Annotated in this window: 19 protein-coding genes; 9 read left to right on the top strand and 10 right to left on the bottom strand. The window is 67.2% G+C overall.

Annotated elements, in window-relative coordinates; translation table 11 throughout:
• Positions 1-243 precede the first annotated feature (243 nt).
• Positions 244-957 carry a FadR/GntR family transcriptional regulator gene (locus VRZ77_RS10585; protein ID WP_414592615.1) on the top strand — a complete coding sequence of 238 codons (714 nt, stop codon included), beginning with the start codon at positions 244-246 and terminating at the stop codon, positions 955-957.
• Here the strand turns inward: VRZ77_RS10585 and VRZ77_RS10580 are convergent.
• The 3 genes from VRZ77_RS10580 to dapB all read right to left on the bottom strand — a co-directional run bounded on the left by VRZ77_RS10580 (position 899) and on the right by dapB (position 4,327).
• Entirely contained in the window at positions 899-2,590 is a 1,692-nt protein-coding gene (locus VRZ77_RS10580) for an ABC transporter ATP-binding protein (protein WP_414592614.1), read from the bottom strand. The genes VRZ77_RS10585 and VRZ77_RS10580 overlap by 59 nt on opposite strands.
• A 210-nt stretch (positions 2,591-2,800) precedes the next feature.
• On the bottom strand, positions 2,801-3,424 hold the full coding sequence (locus tag VRZ77_RS10575) for a 2,3-bisphosphoglycerate-dependent phosphoglycerate mutase (RefSeq protein ID WP_414592613.1): 624 nt from the start codon (positions 3,422-3,424) through the stop codon (positions 2,801-2,803).
• Positions 3,425-3,511: 87 nt separating this feature from the next.
• Positions 3,512-4,327, bottom strand: coding sequence for a 4-hydroxy-tetrahydrodipicolinate reductase (gene dapB, locus VRZ77_RS10570; RefSeq protein WP_414592612.1), 816 nt, complete (start codon positions 4,325-4,327; stop codon positions 3,512-3,514).
• Between the two features lie 332 nt (positions 4,328-4,659).
• Here dapB and VRZ77_RS10565 point away from each other — a divergent pair, with 332 nt between their 5' ends.
• The 7 genes from VRZ77_RS10565 (at position 4,660) to VRZ77_RS10535 (ending at position 10,485) form a co-directional block, all read left to right on the top strand.
• A complete protein-coding gene (locus VRZ77_RS10565; RefSeq protein ID WP_414592611.1) occupies positions 4,660-6,420 on the top strand; it encodes an acetolactate synthase 3 large subunit in 1,761 nt (586 codons plus the stop codon).
• A 189-nt stretch (positions 6,421-6,609) separates the two neighbouring features.
• A complete protein-coding gene (ilvN, locus tag VRZ77_RS10560; protein ID WP_414592610.1) occupies positions 6,610-7,119 on the top strand; it encodes an acetolactate synthase small subunit in 510 nt (169 codons plus the stop codon).
• 37 nt (positions 7,120-7,156) lie between these two features.
• A complete protein-coding gene (locus VRZ77_RS10555) occupies positions 7,157-8,098 on the top strand; it encodes a DMT family transporter (protein ID WP_414592609.1) in 942 nt (313 codons plus the stop codon).
• 82 nt (positions 8,099-8,180) lie between these two features.
• Positions 8,181-8,843, top strand: a complete 663-nt coding sequence (locus VRZ77_RS10550) for a TetR/AcrR family transcriptional regulator C-terminal domain-containing protein (RefSeq protein ID WP_414592608.1) — start codon at positions 8,181-8,183, stop codon at positions 8,841-8,843.
• Between the two features lie 16 nt (positions 8,844-8,859).
• Positions 8,860-9,879 carry a ketol-acid reductoisomerase gene (ilvC, locus tag VRZ77_RS10545; protein ID WP_414592607.1) on the top strand — a complete coding sequence of 340 codons (1,020 nt, stop codon included), beginning with the start codon at positions 8,860-8,862 and terminating at the stop codon, positions 9,877-9,879.
• A 101-nt stretch (positions 9,880-9,980) separates the two neighbouring features.
• Positions 9,981-10,292: a BrnT family toxin gene (locus VRZ77_RS10540; protein WP_414592606.1), complete on the top strand. Its 312-nt coding sequence runs from the start codon at positions 9,981-9,983 to the stop codon at positions 10,290-10,292.
• On the top strand, positions 10,261-10,485 hold the full coding sequence (locus tag VRZ77_RS10535) for a hypothetical protein (protein ID WP_414592605.1): 225 nt from the start codon (positions 10,261-10,263) through the stop codon (positions 10,483-10,485). Before VRZ77_RS10540 ends, VRZ77_RS10535 begins: the two co-directional genes overlap by 32 nt.
• A gap of 49 nt (positions 10,486-10,534) precedes the next feature.
• Here VRZ77_RS10535 and VRZ77_RS10530 read toward each other — a convergent pair whose 3' ends face one another.
• From VRZ77_RS10530 to VRZ77_RS10505, 6 genes are all read right to left on the bottom strand, one after another.
• A complete protein-coding gene (locus tag VRZ77_RS10530) occupies positions 10,535-11,071 on the bottom strand; it encodes a DedA family protein (protein ID WP_414592604.1) in 537 nt (178 codons plus the stop codon).
• The gene (locus VRZ77_RS10525) at positions 11,071-12,345 is read right to left on the bottom strand and encodes an NAD(P)/FAD-dependent oxidoreductase (protein ID WP_414592663.1); all 1,275 of its coding nucleotides are present in this window, start codon (positions 12,343-12,345) and stop codon (positions 11,071-11,073) included. Before VRZ77_RS10525 ends, VRZ77_RS10530 begins: the two co-directional genes overlap by 1 nt.
• A 9-nt stretch (positions 12,346-12,354) precedes the next feature.
• Positions 12,355-14,226: a DNA mismatch repair endonuclease MutL gene (mutL, locus tag VRZ77_RS10520; RefSeq protein WP_414592603.1), complete on the bottom strand. Its 1,872-nt coding sequence runs from the start codon at positions 14,224-14,226 to the stop codon at positions 12,355-12,357.
• Between the two features lie 79 nt (positions 14,227-14,305).
• Positions 14,306-15,127 (bottom strand): ABC transporter permease, encoded by an 822-nt coding sequence (locus tag VRZ77_RS10515; protein WP_414592602.1) that lies wholly within the window; start codon positions 15,125-15,127, stop codon positions 14,306-14,308.
• A complete protein-coding gene (locus VRZ77_RS10510) occupies positions 15,127-16,038 on the bottom strand; it encodes an ABC transporter permease (RefSeq protein ID WP_414592601.1) in 912 nt (303 codons plus the stop codon). The genes VRZ77_RS10515 and VRZ77_RS10510 overlap by 1 nt, the downstream gene beginning before the upstream one ends.
• A 10-nt stretch (positions 16,039-16,048) precedes the next feature.
• Positions 16,049-17,224, bottom strand: coding sequence for an ABC transporter ATP-binding protein (locus VRZ77_RS10505; RefSeq protein WP_414592600.1), 1,176 nt, complete (start codon positions 17,222-17,224; stop codon positions 16,049-16,051).
• A 192-nt stretch (positions 17,225-17,416) separates the two neighbouring features.
• On the opposite strand from VRZ77_RS10505, the gene VRZ77_RS10500 reads away from it, so the two are divergent.
• Complete coding sequence (locus VRZ77_RS10500; protein WP_414592599.1) at positions 17,417-18,817, top strand: glutamine synthetase family protein; 1,401 nt, start codon at positions 17,417-17,419, stop codon at positions 18,815-18,817.
• A 12-nt stretch (positions 18,818-18,829) separates the two neighbouring features.
• Here VRZ77_RS10500 and VRZ77_RS10495 read toward each other — a convergent pair whose 3' ends face one another.
• On the bottom strand, positions 18,830-19,570 hold the full coding sequence (locus VRZ77_RS10495; RefSeq protein ID WP_414592598.1) for a metallophosphoesterase family protein: 741 nt from the start codon (positions 19,568-19,570) through the stop codon (positions 18,830-18,832).
• Positions 19,571-19,676: the final 106 nt, after the last annotated feature.

Raw genomic sequence — 19,676 nt, 5'->3', positions numbered from 1 at the left:
GCGGCTCAGGCGTCCCTGTTCTCCTCCGGCATAAGGCCTACGGCAGCGGCGAGAATCGTTTGGCGTTGACGACCTTCGCCCGCCGGCTGAACCAATTTCGCTATTGGTTCAATTCGGTGTCGCGTCACTTTTCAGCTCCGGGGGTGTTTTCCCGTTGAACTGACGTTGCGGCAGATTGAATTTGAACGTGTTTTGACTACGGTGAAAAGCCCCTAAGTGAACCCATTTTCGTGATTGGTTGAAATGTTCGGCCACCGAACTGCGGATGACGTGCTGTCGCGGCTGAGGAATTTCCTCTCCGAACAGACCTTGTCGCTCAATGGGCGCCTGCCTTCGGAGCGCGCGCTGGCCGAGCAGCTACAGGCGAGCCGGGCGGAAATCCGCAAGGCGATGGCGGTGCTGGAATCCGAGGGCCAGGTCTGGCGCCATATCGGGCGCGGCACCTTCATCGGCGCGCGTCCGGTGATCAACCTGCACGATGTCGAATATCTCGGCTCGATCACCAGCCCGGCGCAGATCATCGACGCCCGCCTCGCCATGGAGCCGCAGCTGGCGCGGCTTGCCGCGCTTCACGGCACGCAGTCGGATTTCGACGAGATGCATGCCTGCAACCGGCGGGCGCGCGGGGCGAAGAGCTGGAGCATCTATGAAGCGTGGGACAACCGCCTGCACCTCGCCATCGCGCAGGCCAGCAAGAACAAGCTGCTGGTCACCCTGTTCGAGACGCTGAACGCGGTGCGCCGCTCGCCGGGCTGGGCCTATGCCCGCACCGCGAACGAGCCGCCGTCGACCCATACCAGCTTCGCCGAGCACGAGGCGATCATCGCCGCCATCGAGGGCCGCAATCCCGACCTGGCCGAACAGCTCATGCGCAAGCACCTGAGTTCGGTGCGCGGGCTCATGTTCGGGACGCGGAAGCCTCCCGCGCCTCCTCCGGCGGAGCCGGCAGCTCAGTGATGGTGCCGCGCGCCACCATAAGCGTGCGGTCGGCATTGCGGATGGTGGCGAGGCGGTGGGCGATGACCAGCGTGGTGCGCCCGCGCGCCAGCTCGTCCAGCGAGCGCTGGATCTCGCGCTCGGTCTCGGTATCGAGCGCCGAGGTCGCCTCGTCGAGGATCAGCACCGGCGGGTTCTTCAGGAAAATCCGCGCGATGGCGAGGCGCTGCTTCTGCCCGCCGGAGAGCTTCACGCCGCGCTCGCCGATCAGCGTGTCGAGCCCTTCCGGCAGGTCGGCCAGCATGCCGCCGAGCCGGGCGCGATGCGCGGCCTCCAGAATCTCGGCATCGCTCGCGCCGAGCCGTCCATAGGCGATGTTCTCGCGAATGGTGCCGCCGAACAGGAACACGTCCTGCTGCACGATGCCGATCTGCTGGCGCAGCGAGGCCAGCGTCATGTCGCGAATGTCGATGCCGTCAATGGTGATGCGGCCCTCGCTCGCCTCGTAGAAGCGCGGCAGCAGCGAGAGCAGCGTGGTCTTGCCCGCGCCCGAGGGGCCGATGAACGCCACGGTCTCGCCGGCGCGGATGGCGAGGTCGATGCCCGAGAACACGGGACGTCCCGGCACATAGCCGAAGCCGACGCCCTCGAACCGGATGTCGCCCTTGAGATGGGCGACGTCGCGCGCGCCCGGCCGGTCGGCAATGTCCGGCTCGGTCGCCAGCAGTTCCTGATAGCGGCGGAAGCCGGCGATGCCCTTGGGGTAGGTCTCCATCACCGCCGCGATCTTGTCGAGCGGGCGATAAAACACCCCGACCAGCAGCAGGAAGCCGACGAAGCCGCCGATCGACAGCCCGCCCTCGACCACATACCACGCCCCCGCCAGCATCACGGTGAGCTGCACCAGCCGCATTGCGATGTAGTTCAGCGCCTGGCTCGCCGCCATGATCCGGTAGGCGTCGAGCTTGGCGGCGCGGTAGCCGGCATTGTCGGCGGCGAACAGCCGGGCCTCGTGCGCCTCGTTGGCGAAGGCCTGCACCACGCGGATGCCGCCGATATTCTCCTCCAGCCGGACATTGAAGGCGCCGATGCGCCCGAACTGCTCCTGCCAGTTCCGCGTCATCCGCCCGCCATAGCGCGCCACCACGAGCGCGGTCAGCGGCACGATCAGCGCGGTGAGGAAGGCGAGCGGCGGGTGGACCCAGAGCATCAGCACGAAGGCGCCGACGAAGGTCATCACCGCGATGAACAGGTCCTCCGGCCCGTGATGGGCGACCTCGCCGATCTCTTCGAGGTCCTTGGTGACGCGCGCCACCAGATGGCCGGTCTTGTAATTGTCGAAGAAGCGGAAGGAGAGCTTCTGCAGATGGGCGAACGCCTTCGCCCGCATCGCGGTCTCGATGTTGATGCCGAGCACATGGCCCCAATAGGTCACGATCCCCATCAGCGCGCTGTTCAGCGCATAGATCGCCAGCAGCCCGACCGCGGCGAGGATGATGAGCTGGAGATCGCCGCGCGGCAGCAGCAGGTCGACGAACGCCTTCATCGCCATGGGAAAGCCGAGTTCCAGCACGCCGGACAGCACCGCGCAGCCGAAATCGATCAGGAACAGCGTCCGGTACGGACGGTAATAGGCGAAGAAGGACTTCAGCATCGGAGCGGCGGCCTGCGCAGGTGCCGTTGCGCACGGCCGGGCCTCTCCCGCGCCGCCCGCTCGGGCGAAAGGCCGTCGATAAACCCGGCGCAGCTCTGTGGGAAGAGGCGGCAGGCGAATAGGACGGGCGCGCTGCCGGCATGGCACCACGCTTATGTCCCAGGCCGGCGGCGTCCCCCGCGCGGGTTCGCGGCGCGCGGGGGAACCGGATCAGCCGGCGAGATCGAGCTTGCTGGCGACGGTGGAATCCGCGTTCAGGCGGTAGATCACCGGCACGCCGGTCGCCAGCTCGCGCTTGAGAATGCCTTCGGGCGACAGCTTCTCCAGCACCATGATCAGCGCGCGCAGCGAATTGCCGTGCGCGGTCACCAGCACGCGGTTGCCGCGCAGCACCTGCGGCAGGATTTCCTGCACGTAATAGGGCAGCGTGCGGGCCACCGTGTCCTTCAGGCTCTCGCCGCCGGGCGGGGGCACGTCATAGGAGCGGCGCCAGATATGCACCTGTTCCTCGCCCCATTTCTGGCGGGCGTCGTCCTTGTTGAGGCCCGACAGGTCGCCATAGTCCCGCTCGTTCAGCGCGATGTCGCGGGTGATGGGAATGCCGGTCTGGCCGAGCTCGGCCAAAGCGAGGTCCAGCGTCTTCTGCGCGCGGGAAAGCTGCGAGGTGAAGGCGAGATCGAACTGGAAGCCCTCCGCCTTCAGCCGCTTACCGGCCGCCTTCGCCTCCTCGACGCCGAGTTCGGTGAGGTCGGGGTCGCGCCAGCCGGTGAACAGGTTCTTGAGGTTCCATTCGCTCTGGCCATGGCGGACGAGCACGAGAAGGCGTTCGGACATCGGGCAGTCTCCGGTCGGATCAGGGCGGGGCGGAATTTCGGTTCAGGACGTTCGCTCAGGACGTGCGGCTTTAAGGAGGTGCGGACTTCAGGACTCGCCGAGGCCGAGCACGTCGGCCATGGAATAAAGGCCCGGCTTGCGGCCCCGGCCCCAGCGGGCGGCGGCCAGCGCGCCGCGCGCGAAGATCATGCGGTCCTCGGCCTTGTGCGCGAGCTCGATGCGCTCGCCCGGTCCGGCGAAGATCACATTGTGCTCGCCCACCACCGTGCCGCCGCGAAGCGTGGCGAAGCCGATATCGCCCGCCTGCCGCGCCCCGGTATGGCCGTGGCGGGTGAACACGCCGCGCTCTGTCAGAGAGATGTCGCGCCCTTCGGCGGCCGCCTCGCCCAGCAGCAGCGCGGTGCCGGACGGCGCGTCGACCTTGCGGTTGTGATGCATCTCGACGACCTCGATGTCGAAATCCTCGTTCAGCGCGCGGGCGGCGCGGCGCACCAGCGACGCCAGCAGGTTGACGCCAAGGCTCATATTGCCGGACTTGATCACCGTGGCATGGCGTGCGGCGGCCGCGATACGCGCATCGTCCTCCGGGGTGCAGCCCGTGGTGCCGACGACATGCACGATGCGGGCCTGCGCGGCGAGCGCGGCGAAGATCACGCTGGCCTGCGGCGTGGTGAAGTCGATCACCCCTTCCGCCCGCGCGAACAGCTCCAGCGCATCGTCGCTGACCGTGATCCCGGTCGGGGGCGTGCCGATCAGCTCGCCGACGTCGCGGCCGAGATGTTCGGAGCCGGCATGTTCGACCGCGCCGGCAAGGGCGAGGTCGGGAGCCTCGATCACCGCACGCATCAGCGCCCGGCCCATGCGCCCGCCGGCGCCGACGATGACCAGTCGCATCTGCGTCATTTAAGGTAAAACTCCTGTGCTACAGGCCGGTATAGCGGCCCGGCGCCGCCACGAAAAGTGCTTGATCGTTCGACATTTTGCCGATGAAATCATCTGCGGCTTGACGCGACCGGCGGCGGGCTGTAGAGGTCGCGCAACTTTACGAAGACGGAGCGCTCCGATGCGCAACATTATTATCCTTATCGTAGGACGGCGCGTCGCCGCGGAGGCTGCCTGACGGCTCCTCCGCCCAACGGTGACGCGCGACATTGGCCCCTGACGGGGCCTTTTGATTTTCTGGACCGCATTTCCCGATCCCTGGCACAGACCGACGAGTTCAAGAGGAAACGACCATGATGCGCGAGATGACCGGCGCCGAAATGGTGATGCAGGCCCTGATCGATCAGGGCGTCGAACACATGTTCGGCTATCCCGGCGGCGCGGTGCTGCCGATCTACGACGCCATGTTCCACCAGAACCAGGTGCGCCACGTGCTGGTGCGCCACGAGCAGGGCGCGGTGCACATGGCCGAGGGCTATGCCCGCTCCTCGGGCAAGGTCGGCGTCGTGCTCGTCACCTCCGGCCCCGGCGCCACCAATGCCGTGACCGGCCTGACCGACGCGCTGCTGGATTCCATCCCCGTGGTCTGCATCACCGGCCAGGTCCCGACCCATCTGATCGGCACCGACGCGTTCCAGGAATGCGACACGGTCGGCATCACCCGCCCGTGCACCAAGCACAATTATCTGGTCCGCGACGTCAATGATCTCGCCCGCGTGCTGCATGAGGCGTTCTATGTCGCGCAGAACGGGCGGCCCGGCCCGGTCGTGGTCGACATCCCGAAGGACGTGCAGTTCGCGCGCGGCATTTATGTCGGCCCCGAGAACATCCAGCACAAGACCTATCAGCCGCGCCTCAAGGGCGACCCGGAGAAGGTCAAGGCGGCCGTCGAGCTGCTGGCCAAGGCCAAGCGCCCGGTGTTCTACACCGGCGGCGGCGTCATCAATTCCGGGCCGGAGGCTTCGCGCCTGCTGCGCGAGTTCGCGCGCCTGTCCGGCTATCCGGTGACCTCGACGCTGATGGGGCTCGGCGCCTATCCGGCGGCGGACAAGCAGTGGCTGGGCATGCTCGGCATGCACGGCACCTATGAAGCCAACATGGCGATGCATGATTGCGACGTCATGGTGTGCGTCGGCGCGCGCTTCGACGACCGCATCACCGGCCGCGTCGATGCCTTCTCGCCGAACTCGAAGAAGATCCACATCGACATCGACCCGTCCTCGATCAACAAGAACATCAAGGTCGACATCCCGATCATCGGCGACGTGAAGCATGTTCTGGAAGACATGCTGACCATGTGGCGCGCCATGAAGGCCGAGCCGGACCGCAAGGCGATCGCCGCCTGGTGGGGCGAGATCGACCGCTGGCGCGCCCGCAAGTCGCTTGCCTATGTGAAGTCGCCCGACATCATCAAGCCGCAATACGCCATTGAGCGGCTGTACCACGCGGTGAAGGACAAGGACGTCTACATCACCACCGAGGTCGGCCAGCACCAGATGTGGGCGGCCCAGCACTTCCACTTCGAGGAGCCGAACCGCTGGATGACCTCGGGCGGCCTCGGCACCATGGGCTATGGCCTGCCTGCCGCCATCGGCGCGCAGGTGGCGCACCCGGACAGCCTGGTCATCGACATCGCGGGCGAAGCCTCGATCCAGATGTGCCTGCAGGAACTCTCCACCGCGCTGCAGTTCAACCTGCCAGTGAAGATCTTCGTGCTGAACAACGAGTATATGGGCATGGTGCGCCAGTGGCAGGACCTGCTGCATGGCGGGCGCTACTCGCATTCCTATTCGGAATCGCTGCCCGATTTCGTGAAGCTCGCGGAAGCCTATGGCGGCGTCGGCATCCGCTGCCACCGCCCCGGCGACCTCGACGGCGCGATCCAGGAAATGCTGAACGTCAACCGCCCGGTGCTGTTCGACTGCCTGGTCGACAAGATGGAGAACTGCCTGCCCATGATCCCCTCGGGCAAGCCGCATAACGAGATGATCCTCCCCGATCATCCCGAAGCGCTGGACGAGGCGATCAGCGAGGAAGGCAAGATGCTGGTGTGAGCCACGCATGACCGGCGCCTGACCGGACGGCGTTGTCCCTTAATGATCCTCTCCCCCTCGGCGGGGGGAGAGGTGGCCCGCGAAGCGGGTCGATGAGGGGCTCGCTCTCGCGACGTGCCGAATACTCTCTCCCCTCTCCCCCTCTGAGAGAGAGGGCTCACGACCTCCCCCAGCATTCCCGAGTGCCCCATGTCCTCCGAACCGATCGAACGCCACACTTTGTCCATGCTGGTCGACAACGAGCCGGGCGTTCTCGCCCGTATCGTCGGCCTGTTCTCCGGGCGCGGCTACAACATCGACAGTCTCACCGTCTCCGAGGTGAGCCACGATTCCAAGCTCTCGCGCATCACGGTCGTGACCACCGGCGCGCCGCCGATCATCGAGCAGATCAAGAGCCAGCTCGACCGGCTGGTGCCGGTGCACCGCGTGGTCGACCTCACCGTGGTCGGCAAGGCGGTGGAGCGCGAGCTGGCCCTGATCAAGGTGCGCGGCAAGGGCGAGATCCGGCAGGAGGCCCTGCTCATCGCCGACAGTTTCCGCGCCCGCACGGTCGACACGACGCTTGAGAGCTTCGTGTTCGAGATCACCGGCAAGCCGGACAAGATCGACCAGTTCGTCTCGCTGCTGGAGCCGCTGGGTCTGGTCGAGGTGTCGCGCACCGGCGTCGCCGCCATCGGCCGCGGCCCCGAGGGGATGTGACGCGGCAAGACACCCGCCGCCTCGCGCGTGAACGCCCATGAGCCCTGTTGAGACCGGGACAGCCGGTTCGCCGGCATCGGCGCGTCCGATCTGGCTTGTCACGGCGCCGTTCAGCTTCCTGCTGCTGTGGTCGGCGGGCTTCGCGATCGGCAGGATCGGGCTCGATTATACTGGCCCGTTCACCCTGCTGGCGTGGCGCTACGGGCTGGTGCTTGCCGTGCTGGTCCCGCTGATCGCGTGGTTCCGCCCACCACTTCCGCGCAGCCCGCGGGCCTGGATCGATCTGGCCGTGATCGGTTTCCTGATCCAGTTCCTCTATTTCAACCTCGCCTATTTCGCGTTCCGCTTCGGGATTTCCGTCGGCACCCTCTCGCTGATCGTATCAATGCAACCGATCGTGGTCGGGCTTGCCGCCCCGGCACTGGCCGGCGAGCGGGTGAGCGGGCGGCGCTGGCTCGGCCTGCTGCTCGGGCTGGCGGGGGCCGCGCTGGTGATCGCCTCGCGCTCGACCATCGAGCTGACCTCGCCCGTCGCCATCGGCCTGACGCTGGCCGCGCTGCTCGCCATGAGCAGCGCAACGCTTTACGAGAAGCGCTTCGGCGTCGCCCAGCACCCGCTCATTGCCAATGGCGTGCAGTACACCGTCGGCTTCGCCTTCACCCTGCCGCTGGCGCTGGCGCTGGAGGACGGCCATGTCGACTGGACGCTGCCGCTGATCGGTTCGCTGGCCTATCTGGTGATCGGCAATTCGCTGGTCGCGATCTCGCTGCTGCTGGCGATGATCCGCGCCGGCGAGGTCTCCCGGGTCTCCGCCCTGTTCTTCCTGGTGCCGCCGGGCTCGGCCCTTCTTGCCTGGCCCATGTTGGGCGAGGCCATGCCCGCGCTCGGCTGGGCCGGCATGGCGGTCGCCGCGGCCGGCGTCGCGCTGGTCTCGGCCACGCCGGGCTGGTGGCGGCGCCTGCGGCGGCATCGGGCGTAAGCCTTGCCACAACAGCGCTTGCAGCCCGCCGGCAACCTGCTATAGGACGGAACCGTAACGTACGGTACGGATTTCCAGCGTAATGGCGACACAGATCGATCACGGCAGCGAGGAGCTGACAGCCCGGCAGCAGGCCGTGCTGGACGCCGTGCTCGCGCTGATGGTCGAACAGGGCGGCGACCTGACCATGACCGCGGTGGCGCGGCGCGCGAGTTGCTCCAAGGAGAGCCTCTATAAATGGTTCGGCGACCGTGACGGGCTGCTGGCCGCCACGGTGCAGTACCAGGCCTCCCGGGTGCGCGCCGGCAATTATGACCGCACGAGGCTCGACGCCTCGGCGCTGCGCGACAGCCTGATCCGTTTCGCCGCCAACTGGCTCTCAGTAATTTCCAGCCCGACCTCGATCGCGCTCAACCGCTTCGCCATCGCGCAGGCCGGCACGCGCGGCTCCAATCTCGGCGCGATCATGCTGGCTAATGGCCGTTTCGCGATCGGCGAACGGCTCAAGCCCGTGCTCGACGCCGGCCGCGAGGCCGGGCTGATCGATTTCGACGACACCGAGACCGCGTTCCGCAGCTTCATCGGCCTAGTCGGCCGCGATGTGCAGATCCGGCTGCTGCTGGGCGATGGCCTCCATCTGCCCGCCGCCGAGATCGAGCGGGATGCCGCCCGGGCGACCGACCAGTTCCTTACCCTTTACGGCACGGGCCTTTCGGTCCCGGGCCGGAACCCGACCAACGCGTGAGACAAGGAGACCCCCAATGCGCGTTTATTACGACCGCGACGCCGACGTGAACCTGATCAAGGGCAAGAAGGTCGCCATCATCGGCTATGGCTCGCAGGGCCGCGCCCATGCGCTGAACCTCAAGGATTCCGGCGCCAAGGACATCGCCATCGGCCTCAAGCCCGGCTCGGCGACCGCCAAGAAGGTCGAGGCCGACGGCCTCAAGGTGATGACCGTCGCCGAGGCCGCCAAGTGGGCGGACCTGATGATGATGGCGACCCCGGACGAGCTCCAGGCCGACATCTACAAGGACGAGATCGCCCCGAACATCCGCGACGGCGCCGCGATTGCCTTCGCCCACGGCCTCAACGTGCATTTCGGCCTGATCGAGCCCAAGGCTTCGGTGGACGTGGTGATGATCGCCCCCAAGGGCCCCGGCCACACCGTGCGCGGCGAATACCAGAAGGGCGGCGGCGTGCCCTGCCTCGTGGCGGTGCATCAGGACGCCTCGGGCAACGCGCTCGACCTCGGCCTGTCCTATGCCTGCGGCGTCGGCGGCGGCCGTTCGGGCATCATCGAGACCACCTTCAAGGAAGAGTGCGAGACCGACCTGTTCGGCGAGCAGGTGGTGCTGTGCGGTGGCCTCGTGGAACTGATCCGCGCCGGCTTCGAGACCCTGGTCGAGGCCGGCTACGCGCCGGAGATGGCCTATTTCGAGTGCCTGCACGAAGTGAAGCTGATCGTCGACCTCATCTATGAGGGCGGCATCGCCAACATGAACTACTCGATCTCCAACACCGCCGAGTGGGGCGAGTACGTCACCGGCCCGCGCATCATCACCGACGAGACCAAGGCGGAGATGAAGCGTGTCCTCAAGGACATCCAGACCGGCAAGTTCACCTCGGAATGGATGCAGGAATACAAGGCCGGCGCCGCCCGCTTCAAGGGCATCCGCCGCATGAACGATTCCCACCAGATCGAGCAGGTCGGCGAGAAGCTGCGCGGCATGATGCCGTGGATCGGCGCCAACAAGCTGGTCGACAAGTCGAAGAACTGAGGTCAAGCGGAAACCGCTTTCCACAGGCGGTCCACAGGGAAGCGACTTGGTTACCCTCAAGATCGCAGTCGGAACCCAAGGCCTCCGCTATAATACCTTCAATGGTTTGCGGAGGCCCTATGGGCGAGACGGACGACTTCGAGTGGGACGATGACAAGGATGCGGCGAACCGTGCCAAGCATGGTTTGCCGCTCCTCTTTGCCGAATTCATATTTGACGGCCGCATACGTCTGGAGCGTCCATCTCCCAAGCTGGTTGTCGGCGACGCGCGCTTTGAGGCAATGGCCGAAGTGGGAGGACGTGTTATATTATGCGTCTTCGTCTGGAGAGGGCACCGTCGGCGGCCCATATCCGTGAGGCGAGCGCATCGGAGCGAGAGACGTGTCTTCGCACAAGCCATCGAGAGAAGCTGAACGTCTGTTGCGCGAGTTCGACTGGTCGAAGGTCGATGCGCTGACGGACGAGCAGATCATCGCTGCGGCGAAGGCGGACCCTGACAGTTCGCTGCCCACCGACGCCGAACTCGCCGAATTCGATCTCGTGCTGCCCGCCAAGGCGCGCCGCGAGAGGAAGAAGGGCGAACCGCCCGAGGAAGCCGCCGAATAGTTTCGCGCGCCGCCCGCCGGCCCGAGCCGAACGTCCGGCCTCCGCCTTATCACCCGGTCCAGTACTTCACCGCCGCCGCGCCGGGCGCGAGCAGCAGGAAGGCCCAGAGCATGGCCGAGGCGATGTTGACCATCTGGAACAGGAATTGCGGCATGGCGAACATGCCGGCGACCAGCGGAACCACGGCGCGCAGCGGGCCGGAGAACCGGCCGAGAAACACGCTCCAGGTGCCGAAGCGGTGGAAGAAACGCTCGCCGGGCTCGATGATGCCGGGATAGCGCGAAAGCGGCCAGATACGCCGCACGCTGTCCTTGAAATGGAAGCCAATCCAATAGGACAGCGCGTCGCCAAGCGTTGCCCCCAACATGGCGCCGAACCACACCGGCAGGAAGGCGATGCCGCCGGCCTCGATCAGCGGGCCGAGCCCGATGAGGATGAAGGTCGCCGGCACGAACAGTGAAATGACCGCCAACGATTCGCAGAAGGCCAGCGCGAAGGCGATGGCCGGCGCCCAATGGCCGTGGGCCTCGATGAAGGCCAGCGCGTCGCGCGCATAAGCCTCGAATGCAGGGAAAGCAACGTCCATCAGAACCTGTCGCGCAGGGCATAATAGGTGAGACCCGCAGCCAGCAACGGCCAGCGCATGACCGGCCCGCCCGGAAAGGCCGGCACCGGCAGGCCGGCGAGCAGATCGAACCGGCCGAGCTGCCCCGCCACAGCTTCCGCGAGGATCATGCCGAAATAGGGCGCGAGCATTACGCCCTGCCCGGAATAACCCGCGGCCGTAAGCACGCGCGGCGACAATTTCCGCACGAAGGGCATCCGGGTCATGGTGATGCCCAGCAGTCCGCCCCAGCCGTAGTCGATGCGCACATCGTGAAGCTGCGGGAAGATCTTCAGCATATAGGGGCGCACGAAGGCGCCGGGATGGGCGCGCAGCCGGCGAGTATAGCTCTCGCCGCCGCCGAACAGCAGCCGCCCATCCGCGCTGATGCGGTAATAATTAACCACGAACTTGGAATCGGCTACGGCGGCGCCGTTGGCGATCACATCGCGTGCGCGCGACCCCAACGGTTCGGTGGCGGCGATGTAATTGGCGATCGGCATCACATGGCGGTCGACGCGCCGGTCGAGGCCGTCCTGCAGGCCATCGCCGCATTCCAGCACCCAGTCCGCCTCGACCACGCCCTTCGCGGTGGTCACCGCCACTTTCGCGCCCTCGGTGATCGAGAGCGCGCGGGAGCCCTCGAACAGGCGCGCGCCAGCGTCCTGCGCCGCCTTGGCGAGGCCCAGCGCCAACTTGAGCGGGTGCAGATGCCCGCCGCCGCGGTCGATCATCCCGCCATAATAGGCGTCAGACCCGACCAGCGCCCGCAGCTCCTCGCGCGAGAGCGGGGCGGCGTCAGGGTAGTCATAGACCTCGTTCAACTTCCTCGCATAAGCGTGGCTATGGGCGACATAGCCGGGCTTGTGGTCGGCGATGATCAGCCCCGGCCGGACATCGCAGGCGATGCCGAGACGCGCGATGAGTGCGTAGAGGTGGGCCTTGGCGTCCTCGGCGAGGCGCCACAGCGCCTTGGCGTTGTCGAGCCCGGTCTGCGCCTCCAGCCAGTCCTGATCGCGGCGCTGGCCGGAATGAATCTGCCCGCCATTGCGGCCTGAGGCGCCGGAGCCGAGGCGCGAGGCCTCCAGCAGCACCACGTCGAGCCCGGCTTCCGCCAGATGCAGCGCGGCGGACAGCCCGGTATATCCACCGCCGACGATGCAGACATCGCAGCGCACCGTCCCGGTCAGTTCGGGCAGCGGCGCGGGAATGTCGACGGTCGCGGCGTACCAGCTTTTCGGGTGGTCCTTCTCGATCAACGGGCTCTACCTTCGCGCGAAAAGACGCTCGACATCGGCGAGCGACAGGGTGACGAAGGTCGGCCGGCCATGGTTGCACTGGCCGGCATTGGGGGTCTGTTCCATCTCGCGCAGCAGGGCGTTCATCTCCTCGACACGCAGCCGGCGCCCGGCGCGGACCGAACCGTGGCAGGCCATGGTGGCGGCGACATGGAGCAGGCGCCGTTCCAGCGGCAGGGCATCGTCCCATTCCGCCGCGTGCTCGGCAAGCTCGCGCAGCAGCTTGGAAATATCGGCGTCGCCCAACAGCGCCGGCACCTCGCGCACCAGCAGCGCGCCGGGGCCGAACGGCTCGACCACCAGGCCGAGCCTCTCCAGCGCCTCGGCGCGCTCGGCGAGCCGCGCGGCGTCGGACGGGTCGAGATCGACCACGAGCGGCACCAGCAGCATCTGCCGGGCGAGGCCGTCGCGCGTCATGGCGGCCTTCAGCTTCTCATAGACGATGCGCTCATGGGCGGCGTGCTGGTCGATGATCACCACGCCCTCGGAGGTCTGGGCGATGATGTAGGTCTCGTGGAGCTGCGCGCGCGCCGCTCCCAGCGGACGCTCCACCAGCTCGGCCGACGGGGCCGCCTCATGGGCGCGGGCATCGACGGAGGGCGCGGCGTCGAGCGCCAGCCCGCCGGCGGAGGCGTAAGGCGGCAGCTCGAAGACGGCCTGCGCGGTTTCCGCGAAGCCGCCCGCGGGCACGGTTTCCGGGGCCGCCCAGCTCCGGCGCCAGTCGAACGGGCCACTCGCCGGGCGCTCGCCACTCCAGCGGGAGGGTTGTGCCGGCAGGGTGGGCGACAGGCCGGGACGTGCCAGATCGGCCAGCCGATCGGCGGCGGTGGAGGCGGTGCGCGGCACGCCGGCGGTGAGCGCGTCGGTGAGCGTGCGCACGATCAGGGCGCGGACATTGCCGGCGTCGCGGAACCGCACCTCGGTCTTCGCCGGGTGCACGTTCACATCGACCTCGCGCGGGTCGAGATCGAGGAACAGCACGGTGACCGGGTGGCGGTCGGAGGGCAGTAGGTCGGCATAGGCCGCGCGAATGGCGCCGATCAGCACCTTGTCGCGCACTGGACGTCCATTGACGAACAGATACTGCGACAGTGAATTCGCCTTGGAGAAGGTCGGCAACCCCGCGAGCCCTTCCAGCCGCGCGCCCTCGCGCAGGCCGGAAATGTCGAGCGCATTGGCCGCCACCTCATGACCCAGAACATCGGCGATCCGGGCGCGCCGACCGGCGGAATCGGCGCTGCGCGCCGGCCAGCTCACCGGCGGGCGTTCATCGGTGGCGAGCGTGAAGCCGACATCGGGGCGGGCGAGCGCGAGCCGGCGCACCACGTCGACGGCGGCGGCGGTCTCCGCGCGCTCGGATTTCAGGAATTTCAGCCGCGCCGGGGTGGCGAAGAACAGGTCGCGCACCTCGACACGGGTGCCGTGGCCGAGCGCGGTCGGGCGCGAGGCGGATTTCTCCCCGCCCTCGACGCGGATCTCGAAGGCGGTCTCGGCACCACGCGGGCGGGAGGCGATGGAGAGCCGGGCGACCGCGCCGATCGAGGGCAGCGCCTCGCCACGAAAGCCGAGTGTGTCGATGGCGAGCAGGTCCTCGTCGTCGAGCTTGGAGGTGGCGTGGCGTTCCACGGCGAGGCTGAGCTCGGACGCCGACATGCCGCCGCCATCATCGGTGACGCGCATCAGCCGGCGACCGCCGCCGTCGATCACTACCTCGATGCGCCTCGCCCCGGCATCGAGCGCGTTCTCGACGATCTCCTTGAGCGCCGCGGCCGGACGCTCCACCACCTCGCCGGCGGCGATGCGGTCGACCAGCGTCGAGGGCAGGAGGCGAAGCGGCATGTCGGGTCCAGAGGCGATTCGGCGGAGGGCGCGGGCGACTATAGCAGCCCTGCCGCGCCCTCGCCCGACTTGTCCCCGGTCACGCTTCCGCCGCCGCCAGCCGCTCGGCCCGGGCACGCTCGATTTCCTGCCGCTTGGTCATGATCGAGGCGAAGATCACCACCACGGTGACGATGGCGATGAGGATGGTACAGGCGGCGTTGATTTCCGGCGTCACGCCGAGGCGCACCTGGGAATAGATGCGCATCGGCAGGGTGGTGGCGCCCGGCCCCGTGGTGAAGCTGGCGATGACCAGATCGTCCAGCGACAGGGTGAAGGCCAGCATCCAGCCCGAGATCACCGCCGGCAGGATGATCGGCAGCGTGATGACGAAGAAGGTCTTGAACGGCGTGCAGCCGAGATCGAGCGCCGCCTCTTCCAGCGAGCGGTCGAAGGTGACGAGCCGCGACTGCACCACCACCGAGACGAAGCACATGGTGAAGGTGATGTGCGCCAGCGTGATGGTCCAGAAGCCGCGATCGAACCCGACCGCCACGAACAGCAGCAGCAGTGACAGGCCGGTGATGACTTCCGGCATCACCAGCGGCGCGTAGATCATGCCGGAGAACAGCATGCGGCCGTGGAAGCGGCCATAGCGAGTGAGCGTGATCGCCGCCATCGTGCCGAGCACCGTGGCGACGCTCGCCGAAAGGAAGGCGACGCGCAGCGTCACCCACGCGGCGTCGAGGAGCTGCTCGTTCTGGAATAGCTTGAAGTACCATTCCACCGAGAACCCCGCCCACACCGTGACGAGGCGCGAGGCGTTGAAGGAGTAGATCACCAGGAGGATGATCGGAATGTAGAGGAAGGCGAACCCCAGAACGATGGAGGTGACGTTGAACCAGGAAAGGCCCTTTCTCATCAGCGGGCCTCCACTTCGCGGGCCTGGACGTTCTGGTAGAACACGATGGGCACCACCAGCACCAGCAGCAGCAGCACCGCCACCGCCGAGGAGACGGTCCAGGAGCGGTTCACCGAGAACTCGGTCCACAGCACCTTGCCGATCATCAGCGTGTCCGAGCCGCCGAGCAGATCGGGGATGACGAATTCGCCCACCGCCGGGATGAAGCACAGCAGGCAGCCGGCGAACACGCCCGGCAGCGAGAGCGGCCAGGTGATCTTCCAGAACGCTGCGATCGGCGTGCAGCCGAGATCGGCGGCGGCCTCCAGCAGCGTGTCGTCCATCTTCTCCAGAGCCGAATAGAGCGGCAGGATCATGAAGGGAAGGTAGGAATAGACGATGCCGATATAGACCGCCCAGTCGGTGGCGAGGATCTGCAGCGGCGCGTCCGGGCTGATGATGCCGAGCGCGATCAGCAGCTGGTTCAGCAGCCCCTCGGGCGAGAGGATGCCGATCCACGCATAGACGCGGATCAGGAACGAGGTCCAGAACGGCAGGATCACCAGCATCAGCAGCGTCGGCCGGATCGATTTCGGCGCCCGCGCCATGGCATAGGCGATGGGATAGCCGGCCATCAGCAGCAGCAGGGTCGAGATGCCGGCGATCCAGAGGCTGGAGCCATAGGCTTCGAGGAACTCGTTGTCCCAGCTCAGCACATAGCCGTAATTCTCGAAGGACAGCTCGCCAAGCGCCTCGCGGAACACGGCCCAACCCTCGGAGAGATCGAAGGTGGGGACATAGGGCGGCTGCGCGATCGCGTCCTGCGACAGGCTGATCTTGAAGACGATGAGGAACGGCGCCAGGAACAGCGCCAGCAGCCAGAGATAGGGGATGGCGACGACCAGCCAGCGGCCCCGTGCGTTGCGTGCCATGGCGGTCTCCTCAGCTCGTCAGCAGCACGCCGGCATCCGCCGACCAGGACACCCACACCTTGTCGTCCCAGCTGATCGGCCGCTCGACCATGCGCGTCAGGTTCGGCTTGGCCGCCTTGATGCGCGAGCCATTGGCAAGCTCGACATGATAGATCGACAGGTCGCCGAGATAGCCGATGTCCCACACCGTGCCCGGCAGGCAGTTGGCGCCCTGCTCGGTGGGCGGATCGAGATCGACCCGGACCTTTTCCGGGCGCACAGCGATGAAGGCGGTGTCGCCGGGCCGGGCGCTCACCTCCTGGTTGACGGTGAGCGGCATGTCGCCGGCGGCCTCGGCGCGCAGGGTCGCCGTGCCGGGGGCAACGCTCGCCACCGTCGCCTCGATGATGTTCACGTCACCGACGAAATCGGCGACATAGCGCGAATTGGGCTGCTCGTAGATCACCGCCGGCGGGGCGACCTGAACCAGCTTGCCGTGGTTCATCACCGCGATGCGGTCGGCGACCGTCATCGCCTCCTCCTGATCGTGGGTCACGATCAGGAAGGTCATGCCGAGCTCCATCTGGATGTCCATGAGCTCGAACTGGGTCTCCTCGCGCAGCTTCTTGTCGAGCGCGCCGAGCGGCTCGTCGAGCAGCAGCACCTTGGGGCGCTTGGCGAGCGAGCGGGCGAGCGCGACGCGCTGGCGCTGGCCGCCCGACATCTGGTGCGGCTTGCGCTTGGCGAACTTCTCCAGCTTCACCAGCTTGAGCATTTCCTCGACGCGGGCGGCGATCGCCTCCTTGCCCATGCCGTCCTGCTTCAGGCCGAAGGCGATGTTGTCCCACACGCTCATATGGGGGAACAGCGCATAGGACTGGAACATCATGTTGGTCTGCCGCTTGTAGGGCGGCGTGCCCACGAGGTCCTGCCCGGCGAGCGTGATCTGGCCGGAGGTCGGCTCCTCGAAGCCGGCGAGCATGCGCATCAAGGTGGTCTTGCCGCAGCCCGACGGGCCCAGCAGGGCGAAGAACTCGCGCTCGTAGATGTCGAGATTGAGATTGTCGATGGCGACGAAATCGCCGAAGCGCTTGGTGACGTTCTGGTAGCGGATGAGCGGAACGGCGGCCGGATCGTTCCAGGGAGCGAATTTCCGGCGGATGCCGCCGACGGTTTTCTGCGTCGTTGCCGTGACGCCCGTGCTCATGTGATGCCCCGTGATGCCCGCCGGTAGCCCGGCCCCGCCACGACGCTATCCGCGTTCCGGCGGCGGCTCAACCGTCCTCATGCAAACTATTTTACCATGCCCGGATTCAGGCAGGCCGGCCCCGCCTTGACGGCTCCGGTATGGGCATGATCCCTTGGCCCATCAGCGCGCTACGCGCAGCGAGAAGGTGTCATGGTCAAGAAGAAGCGCTCGGAAAAGGCGGCAATCCAATCGGGGCGCGGCGTCGCCAACCTCGCGGAGGCGAAGGCATGGATGGGCGCGCGCGGCATCACCGAGATCGAATGCGCGGTGCCGGACCTCGCGGGCGTGGGGCGCGGCAAGATCATGCCGGTGTCCAAGTTCCTCTCCGGCCCGGTGATGAACCTGCCGCTCAGCGTGTTCTTCCAGACCATCTCCGGCGACTATCCGCCTTATGAGAATCTGGTGGATTCGGTCGTCGCCGACAGCGATCTGGTGATGGAGCCGGATTTCTCGACGCTCGCCATCGTGCCCTGGGCGCAGGACCCGACCGCGCAGATCATCCACGACGCCTATCACCGCGACGGGCGCCCGGTGGAGCTCGCCCCGCGCCAGGTGCTGCGCAACGTGGTCGACCTCTATGCCAAGAAGGGCTGGAAGGCGGTGGTGGCCCCGGAGATCGAGTTCTACCTCGTCGAGCAGAACAAGGACCCGGACTATCCGCTCAAGCCCCCGATCGGGCGCTCGGGGCGCCCGGAGATCGGCCGGCAGTCCTATTCGATCCAGGCAGTGAACGAGTTCGACGCCCTGTTCGAGGACATGTACGACTATTCCGAGGCCCAGGGGCTGGAGATCGACACGCTGATCCACGAGGACGGCGCGGCGCAGATGGAAATCAACCTGCTGCACGGCGATCCGATCGCGCTCGCCGACCAGGTGTTCCTGTTCAAGCGCACCATTCGCGAGGCGGCGCTGGAGCACAACATCTACGCCACCTTCATGGCCAAGCCGATCGCCGACGAACCCGGCTCGGCAATGCATCTGCACCAGTCGATCGTCGATGCCGAGACCGGCAAGAACATCTTCTCCGACAAGGCGGGCGACCCGACGCCGGAATTCTTCTCCTTCATCGCCGGCCAGCAGCGCTATCTGCCGGCGGTGATGTCGATCCTCGCCCCTTACGTGAACTCCTATCGCCGGCTGACCCGCGATTCCATGGCGCCGATCAACGTGCAGTGGGGCTATGACAACCGCACCGCCGGCCTGCGCGTGCCGCCCTCCTCGCCAGCCGCGCGCCGGGTGGAGAACCGGGTGCCGTCCTCGGACGCCAATCCCTATCTCGTCATCGCCGCCTCGCTGGCCTGCGGCTATCTCGGCATGGTGGAAGGGCTGCGCCCGACCGAGCCGCTGGAAGCCGACGCCAAGGGCCTCGACTTCGAACTGCCGCGCGGCCTGCTGGAAGCGGTGGCGGCGATGCAGTATTCCGACGAGATCGCCACCGTGCTCGGCCCGTCCTTCGTGAAGACCTACACGGCGGTGAAGCAGCAGGAATTCGACACCTTCATGCGCGTCATCTCGCCCTGGGAGCGCGAATATCTGCTGCTGAACGTGTGAGCCGTGCCGGCCTCAGGCCGGCGGCATCCACCCCGTGCGCACCGAATGGGCGATTGCCGGCCGGCCATGATGTTCGGCCTGCCGGGCGGCGGTCTCGGCATCGTAGGGCACGGCCTGGAACCGCGCATGCCAGCCGGCGGGGCCGCGCTCCAGCAGCGCGTAGCGGGCATGGGGCGCGCCGGCCTCCACCACATGGGGAACCGGCAGCGCGGCGCGGTAGCCGGGCATGCCGACGCTGCCGGGATTGAGCACCAGAACGCCGCCGATAGTGGCCATGCGCGCGACATGGCTGTGCCCGCACAGCACCACCTGCGCCGCGCCGGCCCCGGCGAGCCGCGCGGCGATCGCCGCCTCGGTATCGAGGCGCGGGCGACCGGTGGACATGTCCTCCAGCAGATATTCCTCGTCGCCGCCGGCCGGGCTGCCATGACAGGCGAACACCGCGCCGTCCAGCAGCGTCAGCGTCGCCGGCAGGGCGGCGATCCAGCCGAGCTGGTCGGGGGAGAGCAGCGGCCGGGCGAGCGCGTCGAGCCCGTTGGCGCCGTTTTCCGTCAGGCCGCGCTCATGATTGCCGGCGAGCGTCGGGCAATTCAGCGCCATCTGCGCCGCGGCGCTGCCGGCGGGATCGAACGGCCCGGAAACCAGATCGCCGAGATTGACCACAAGATCGGGCGCGAAGCGGGCGATATCGGCGAGCACCGCCTCCAGCGCGACGAGGTTGCCGTGAACGTCGGCGATGATGGCGAGGCGCATGGCTCAGCTTCCAACCTGATGGGGGAGCGGCAGTGTCGGGAGGCGCGGCACACCGTGCAAGGGCCGGATCGAGGTCGGACGCGACAAAGCGGCGAGGCGCAACAAA

It is taken from the genome of Ancylobacter sp. G4_0304, assembly GCF_047501495.1.
Classification (GTDB): Bacteria; Pseudomonadota; Alphaproteobacteria; order Rhizobiales; family Xanthobacteraceae; genus Ancylobacter.
The sequence above is the reverse complement of the archived record's forward strand: the minus strand, read 5'-3'. Positions and strand labels throughout refer to the sequence as shown.

Excerpts from the sequence above, each read along its gene's own strand:
- VRZ77_RS10585 (WP_414592615.1), top strand. The coding sequence starts at position 244 with ATGTTCGGCCACCGAACTGCGGATGACGTGCTGTCGCGGCTGAGGAAT.
- VRZ77_RS10580 (WP_414592614.1), bottom strand. The coding sequence starts at position 2,590 with ATGCTGAAGTCCTTCTTCGCCTATTACCGTCCGTACCGGACGCTGTTC.
- VRZ77_RS10575 (WP_414592613.1), bottom strand. The coding sequence starts at position 3,424 with ATGTCCGAACGCCTTCTCGTGCTCGTCCGCCATGGCCAGAGCGAATGG.
- dapB (WP_414592612.1), bottom strand. The coding sequence starts at position 4,327 with ATGACGCAGATGCGACTGGTCATCGTCGGCGCCGGCGGGCGCATGGGC.
- VRZ77_RS10565 (WP_414592611.1), top strand. The coding sequence starts at position 4,660 with ATGATGCGCGAGATGACCGGCGCCGAAATGGTGATGCAGGCCCTGATC.
- ilvN (WP_414592610.1), top strand. The coding sequence starts at position 6,610 with ATGTCCTCCGAACCGATCGAACGCCACACTTTGTCCATGCTGGTCGAC.
- VRZ77_RS10555 (WP_414592609.1), top strand. The coding sequence starts at position 7,157 with ATGAGCCCTGTTGAGACCGGGACAGCCGGTTCGCCGGCATCGGCGCGT.
- VRZ77_RS10550 (WP_414592608.1), top strand. The coding sequence starts at position 8,181 with ATGGCGACACAGATCGATCACGGCAGCGAGGAGCTGACAGCCCGGCAG.
- ilvC (WP_414592607.1), top strand. The coding sequence starts at position 8,860 with ATGCGCGTTTATTACGACCGCGACGCCGACGTGAACCTGATCAAGGGC.
- VRZ77_RS10540 (WP_414592606.1), top strand. The coding sequence starts at position 9,981 with ATGGTTTGCGGAGGCCCTATGGGCGAGACGGACGACTTCGAGTGGGAC.
- VRZ77_RS10530 (WP_414592604.1), bottom strand. The coding sequence starts at position 11,071 with ATGGACGTTGCTTTCCCTGCATTCGAGGCTTATGCGCGCGACGCGCTG.
- mutL (WP_414592603.1), bottom strand. The coding sequence starts at position 14,226 with ATGCCGCTTCGCCTCCTGCCCTCGACGCTGGTCGACCGCATCGCCGCC.
- VRZ77_RS10515 (WP_414592602.1), bottom strand. The coding sequence starts at position 15,127 with ATGAGAAAGGGCCTTTCCTGGTTCAACGTCACCTCCATCGTTCTGGGG.
- VRZ77_RS10510 (WP_414592601.1), bottom strand. The coding sequence starts at position 16,038 with ATGGCACGCAACGCACGGGGCCGCTGGCTGGTCGTCGCCATCCCCTAT.
- VRZ77_RS10505 (WP_414592600.1), bottom strand. The coding sequence starts at position 17,224 with ATGAGCACGGGCGTCACGGCAACGACGCAGAAAACCGTCGGCGGCATC.
- VRZ77_RS10500 (WP_414592599.1), top strand. The coding sequence starts at position 17,417 with ATGGTCAAGAAGAAGCGCTCGGAAAAGGCGGCAATCCAATCGGGGCGC.
- VRZ77_RS10495 (WP_414592598.1), bottom strand. The coding sequence starts at position 19,570 with ATGCGCCTCGCCATCATCGCCGACGTTCACGGCAACCTCGTCGCGCTG.